General features: G+C 64.9%; 6 protein-coding genes. 4 read left to right on the top strand and 2 right to left on the bottom strand.

Annotated elements, in window-relative coordinates; genetic code table 11:
• Positions 1 to 105: 105 nt before the first annotated feature.
• On the bottom strand, positions 106 to 759 hold the full coding sequence (locus ACQ4N9_RS09435) for a LexA family protein (RefSeq protein WP_390967936.1): 654 nt from the start codon (positions 757 to 759) through the stop codon (positions 106 to 108).
• Between the two features lie 130 nt (positions 760 to 889).
• Here ACQ4N9_RS09435 and ACQ4N9_RS09430 point away from each other — a divergent pair, with 130 nt between their 5' ends.
• From ACQ4N9_RS09430 to ACQ4N9_RS09415, 4 genes are all read left to right on the top strand, one after another.
• The gene (locus tag ACQ4N9_RS09430; protein ID WP_390967815.1) at positions 890 to 1204 is read left to right on the top strand and encodes a DUF6124 family protein; all 315 of its coding nucleotides are present in this window, start codon (positions 890 to 892) and stop codon (positions 1202 to 1204) included.
• A 206-nt stretch (positions 1205 to 1410) separates the two neighbouring features.
• Positions 1411 to 1917 carry a sigma-70 family RNA polymerase sigma factor gene (locus tag ACQ4N9_RS09425; protein WP_110993183.1) on the top strand — a complete coding sequence of 169 codons (507 nt, stop codon included), beginning with the start codon at positions 1411 to 1413 and terminating at the stop codon, positions 1915 to 1917.
• A complete protein-coding gene (locus ACQ4N9_RS09420) occupies positions 1914 to 2891 on the top strand; it encodes a FecR family protein (RefSeq protein ID WP_390967814.1) in 978 nt (325 codons plus the stop codon). Before ACQ4N9_RS09425 ends, ACQ4N9_RS09420 begins: the two co-directional genes overlap by 4 nt.
• 93 nt (positions 2892 to 2984) lie before the next feature.
• Positions 2985 to 5423, top strand: coding sequence for a TonB-dependent siderophore receptor (locus ACQ4N9_RS09415; protein ID WP_390967813.1), 2439 nt, complete (start codon positions 2985 to 2987; stop codon positions 5421 to 5423).
• Between the two features lie 6 nt (positions 5424 to 5429).
• Here the strand turns inward: ACQ4N9_RS09415 and thpR are convergent, their stop codons facing one another.
• The gene (thpR, locus tag ACQ4N9_RS09410) at positions 5430 to 5975 is read right to left on the bottom strand and encodes an RNA 2',3'-cyclic phosphodiesterase (protein ID WP_125464674.1); all 546 of its coding nucleotides are present in this window, start codon (positions 5973 to 5975) and stop codon (positions 5430 to 5432) included.
• Positions 5976 to 6161: the final 186 nt, after the last annotated feature.

Genomic DNA, 6161 nt, shown 5'->3' with positions numbered 1-6161 from the left:
GAGCTGGCTTGCCAGCGATGCGCCGCGCGGGCGGCGCTCGATCTCAAGAGCGCTGCAAGGCCACCGCCTGGCACCTCGCAGCCCCAACTCGGTCCCCGCGCAAACCTAGAGCACCCCGTGCATCCGCACCACAACACCAAGGAACTCGCACCCCTCCTCGCACAGCACGGTGGGATACAAGGTATTCAGCGGCCTGAGCATCCGCTGCCCGCCCTCCTCGATCAACTCCCTCAGCACTGCTGGCTTGCCCGGTTGCCGGGCCACCACCAGCCTGCCTGGCGCAACCTCGATCCCGGCATCCACCAAAACCAGCACCCCCTGCGGCAAGCTCCTGCCACTGGCGGCGTTCATCGCGTCATTCTCCACCGGTAACCAGAACGCGTTGCCGGCAGGCATATAGCCAGTCAGTTCCTGGGTTTCACTGGACTCGGGCAATGCGCCCTGCAGATCGGCCCAACTCATCACCGGGAAGCAGAAACTGGCATGGCGCAGTGCGTTCACCGGCAACGGCCTGTCCACCGCATAAACGCCTCTACTTTCGCGGGTGATGCTCCGTTCGACCACCATCACCCTGGCCTCGAGGGACACTAGCCCAAGCTGCTCCAGCTTCTCGTTGACGGTCTCCAGGGTCGGCCGGCGCGTGCCACGCAACCAATGGCCGAGACCGCCTTGGGTCATCCCTAAGCGTTCGGCCAGTTGGTACTGCTTGAGGTTGTGCTCGCGCTTGTAACGCGAGAGAAATTCGATCCAGTTTTCCATGGCTGTGAACGATACGGACTGGATGAACGGCATCAACACACATTCTGAATTATCTTAGCACGCACCAATAATACAGAATGACCTAACATGATCCGTTCATTGTCCTGGAACGGATTTCATAGGTGCAGTCATGAGCAATTCGAAAAAAGAAGAAATAGATCTCGACGAAGAGGCCGCTCGCCGCGCCCTCGACTTCTACCTCAACCCCACCCCTACCCCGTCGGAGCTGCAGCGCCCACTTTGGACACTGCGCGAAGGCGTCACCGGCGAGCAGGCGAATGAACACGCCATGGCCCTGCTGCGCTGCGCTGCAGCCACCGCCCAGGAAACGGGCGCCCACCTGCAGGGCACGACACGGGATGTGGTATTTGCCCTGATGCACATGGTCAACATGGCGCGGGCCCTGCTGGAGCAGCGCCAAACCAAGGAGCAAGGGGTGGTATAGAAGGGAGAACGAACGTGTGAGGAGGCGGTGGCTTTGGCACCGTGAAGCGCTGTCTTTGGCACGCCCAAGACGATTCCGAGTGCCAAATGCATCGCGGGTGCTAAATCCGGCGTCTGCTCACCGGCAGTCCACCGCCCCATTGCAGCAACCCGAACGACCCGGCTACTATTGAGAACGATTTACACTCACACTCGGGAAACCGGTCGTTGGACAGCACTTCAACCCGCAAGCTGGGCTTCTTCTTCAGCGACCACCATCGCTGGCTGCTGCAACACATCAACAAGCGCCTGCGCAACCGTGCCGACGCCGAGGACACTGCCGCCGAAGCGTTCTGCCAGATGCTCGGCGCGCGGGTCGACCCCGACAGCATCCAGCAGCCCCGCGCCTACCTGTCGACCATCGCCCGCCGGCTGATCTTCGACCGCCACCGCCGCCGCCAACTCGAACAGGCCTACCTGGACCGCCTGGCCCTGTTGCCGGAGCCAGTGGCCCCCTCGGCCGAGGAACAACTGCTGCTGCTCGAGGCGCTGGTCACCATCGACCAGGTGCTCGACGGCCTGCCGGATATCGTCAAGGCGGCCTTCCTCTATAGCCAGCTCGATGGCCTGAGCTACGTCGACATTGCCGCCAAGCTGAACCTGTCCGAGCGCACCGTCAGCCGCTACATGAAGCAGGCGCTGCGCCAGTGCTACCTGTGCGAGCTACAACCATGAGCCGCCAAGTGCTCGACAGCATCAGCGAACAGGCCATCGACTGGATGGTGGAACTCAACGCTGGCGGGCATGACGCCAGCCTGCCCGCGCGCCTGCAGCATTGGCTGGGCCAGGACCCTCGGCACCAACAAGCGTGGGACTTGCTGCAACAGCGCCTTGGCCGCCCCTGCGCGGTACTGCGCGGCCTCGATGCACGCGCACCCGGCCAGACCGAAGCGACCCGCCGCCTGTTGCTGCAACCCACCCGCAGCCGCCGCGACGTGCTGCGCACCATGGCCGGCCTTGGTCTTTTGGGCGGCGGGCTATGGGCCGGCTGGCGCAGTGACGCGGCCCTGGGCTGGCGGGCCGACCTGCACACCGCCAGCGGCCAGCGGCGCAGTTACACCCTCGACGATGGCAGCCGCCTGAGCCTCAACAGCCACAGTGCGGTCGACTTGCTGTTCGATGCCGGCCAACGCCTGGTGGTATTGCGCCGCGGCGAACTGCTGATCCAGGTCGCGGCCGACCCGCAACGCCCGCTGCGGGTACGCACCGCGCAAGGCCAGGTGCAGGCCCTCGGCACCCGCTTCCTGGTCAGCCAGGAAGCGGGCTCGACCCGTGTGGTGGTGCTGCAACACAGCGTGCGCGCCAGCCTCGCCGACGGCCGCCAGCTCGACCTGCAGGAAGGCCAGGCCGCCTTGCTGCGCAGCAGCGGTATCGAACTGCTCGCGCAGGAACAACGCCAGCGCGCAGCCTGGCTCGAAGGCCGCCTGGAGGTGCTCGACGAGCCGCTGCACCAGGTGATCGACGCCCTGCGCGACTACCAGCCCGGTTTTATCCGCCTGGCTCCCGAAGTGCGCAGCCTGCGCGTACAGGGCGTGTTCCCGCTGGACCAACCCCGGGAGGCCCTGCAGGCCCTGGGCGAAACCCTGCCGATCCGCATCGAACACTACGGCCCGTGGCTGACCCTGATCGGGCCGGCGGCTTCGGGTTGAAAATATTTTTGAAAATCATTCGCAGTGGTGTCCGGTTTTCATTTCTCGTTGCACCTAACTCCTGACAGCCAACTTCAAACTCGGGAGAACACCGTGCACAACCTATGGCCCCGCGCCCTGCCCCTCGTCATCGCCCTGAGCAGCCTCAGCGGCTTTGCCCAGGCGCAGACTCAGTCGTTCAACCTGCCGGCGGCAGACCTGGCCACCACGCTCAACCGCATTGCCAGCCAGAGCGGGCACATCATCGCCCTGGAGCCCGGCCTGGTGCGCGGCAAGCAGGCCCCGGCCGTGGTCGGTGAAATGAGTGCCGAACAAGCCATGCAGGCCGCCCTGGCCGGTAGCGGCCTGCAACTGCGGGTGACCGCCAGCGGCCACTTCAGCGTGGCGCCGGCCAGCCTGGAGGGCAACGCGCTGGAGCTGGGCAGCACCAGCATCAGCGACAACTACCTGGACGCCACCAGTGAAGGCAGCGGCAGCTACGCCGCACGTGCCGTCACCCTCGGCAAGGGCGTGCACACGCTCAAAGAGATCCCGCAGTCGGTCACCGTCATCACCCGCAAGCAGCTGGACGACCAGGGCATCACCGATCTGCAGGACGCCGTCAACCACACCACCGGCCTGGTCGGTGCCCAAGGCATCGGCCCGGGCGTGGTCATCACCTCGCGCGGCTTCCAGATCGACGACTGGCAGTACGACGGGGTGCCGATCCAGCGCAATAACTACTCGCTGGGCAACTGGGCGACCCAGGACCTGGTGTTCTTCGACCGCGTGGAAATCCTGCGGGGCGCCTCCGGCCTGCTGCAAGGTACCGGCAGCCCAGGTGGCGCGATCAACCTGGTGCGCAAGCGCGGCCAGGCCACCCCGACCGTCGCCCTGACCGGCAAGGCGGGCTCCTGGGATCACTACGGCCTGCAACTGGACGCCGGCGGCCCGTTGACCAGTGATGGCCGGGTACGTGGGCGCGTGGTGCTGGACGAAGACCAGAGCGACAGCTACATCGATTACAAGTGGAGCAAGAACCACTCCCTGTACGGCGCCCTGGACATCGACCTGAACGACGCCACCACCGTCGGGGGCGGCATCAGCTACAGCCGCCAGCAGTCGCGCCCGATGCTGCGCGGCATCCCCCGCTATGCGACCGGCAAGGCGGTGGACCTGCCTCGCTCCACCTATACCGGTGCGCGCTGGAGCCGCGCCGAGACCGACGTCACCACCTACTACCTCGACCTCGAGCACCGTTTCAACGACGACTGGACATTCAAGACCGCCGCCGTGCGCATGGACGAAACCAATACCTCTACCCACCAGCGCGTGCAGACCATCGACCAAGGCCTGGCCCCCGATGGCACGGGCGTCAGCTATGCCGACTGGATCACCGACTTCCACAACACCAAGCTCGGCCTGGACATGAATGTGGTCGGGCATTTCGATACCGGCTCCGTGGCCCACGAGGTGACCCTGGGTGGCAACTACGCCAAGCTGACGTCCGACGATGCCTATTGGCGCAACTTCGTCGACGATCCCGACGACAACATCTTCGCCATCGATCACAACCGCCCGGAACCTAGCCGCGACAGCCTGCTCGCCGGCGACATGGGCCGCGCCAACCGCGCCAGCTACGACATCCGCCAGAAAGGCCTGTATGGCGCCTGGCGCGTCAAGCCGGTTGAGGACCTGACCCTGGTGCTCGGCGCGCGGGTCAGCTGGTTCGACTACCGCTGGGATTCGACCGACTTCAACGGCCCTGACGAGCCCGGCAACCAACACCCGACCAGCCGCATGACCGAGACCGGGCAGGTCACGCCTTATGCCGGCTTCGTTTACGACCTGACCCGTGAATGGGCCTGGTACGCCAGCTACACCGATGTGTTCGTGCCGCAGACCGAGCGCGCCGTGGGCAACGCGCCGCTCAAGCCGGTGGTGGGCAGCAACTACGAGACCGGCCTGAAAGGCGAACTGCTCGACGGCCGGGTCAATGCCTCGCTGGCGGTGTTCCGCTATGACCAGGAAAACCGTGCCGTCACCGATGTCGCCTCGGGCTTTGCCTGCGATGACTGGTACTGCTCGACCGCTGCAGGCAAGGTGCGCAGCCAGGGCGTCGAAGCCGAGGTCAGCGGCGAAGTGCTCAGCGGCCTGCAACTGTTTGCCGGCTATACCTACAACACCACCAAGTTCCTCGACGACCCGGACAACAAGGGCCGTGTATTCAGCCAGTGGACCCCCAAGCACATGCTGCGCGCCTGGGCCGACTACACCCTGCCACTGGACGGCCAGCGCTGGAGCACCGGGCTTGGCTTCACCAGCCAGAGCCACACCCTGGGCTACGAGCGCAACTATGAAGTGGCAGGCTACACGGTCTGGAGCGCACGCCTGGCCTACCAGCTGACACCCGAGGTGAACCTGGCGGTCAATGCCAACAACCTGTTCGACAAGAAATATTGGGTGGCCGGTTTCAACCAGCTCAATGGCAGCAACAACTTCGGCGAGCCACGCAACTTCATGTTCACGGTCAAATACACGCCGCAGTTCTGATCCGCCTCAATCCGCCAAGGGCCACTCGGCCAGCGGCCAGTACTGGCCCTTGCGCGACTCGTACAAGGTGAAGCTGCGCGCCGCCAGGAAGAACTCCGGCGCTTGCGCCGCCTCCGGCAGCGGCCCGCGAAAGTCCCGCGACAGCGTCAGGTGCGGCCGGTACTCGCGCACCTGCGCCTCGATACCCAGCGGCAGCACTGCCTGCTGCAGGGCATAGACCAACTGGCGCAGGGCCGCTGGCGCCTGCTCGGGCTCAAGCACCAGGGCGCTTGCCCGCGGCCACACCTGCAACCGGTCGAGCACCACCCGCAGCGGCGCATCCGGGCGCTGCAACGGCTCGACGGCGGCGCACACCGCCGGCACCAGTGCCGCATCCACATCCCCCAGGAACAACAAGGTCACATGGAAGTTGTCCGCCGGCACCGGCTTGCCGCTGCGCAGGTTGAGGCCACGGCGCCACTGGGCGATGGCGCGGCGCTGACCATCACTGACTGAAAGGGCGAAGAACAGGCGCTTGAACGGTGCGCCGCTGGGGCGGGATTCCTGGACCATAGGGCGTTCCTTGTCAGAAGATTGGGGCAATCCAAAACACAAAGTGCATGGAAAAAACCAGTTGAATCGTTTGCGCAAGCTGTAGGCCATTACACCTAAGTCGCCCGGAATTTACGTAACAATAAGTACAATCCCTGACGATGTTTGTTTATGCTGGCGAGCTTATGCCATGGCGCATGGCCATTT

It is taken from the genome of Pseudomonas sp. ES1, assembly GCF_050586605.1.
Lineage (GTDB): Bacteria > Pseudomonadota > Gammaproteobacteria > Pseudomonadales > Pseudomonadaceae > Aquipseudomonas > Aquipseudomonas sichuanensis.
This window is presented reverse-complemented; position numbering and strand designations above follow the sequence as displayed.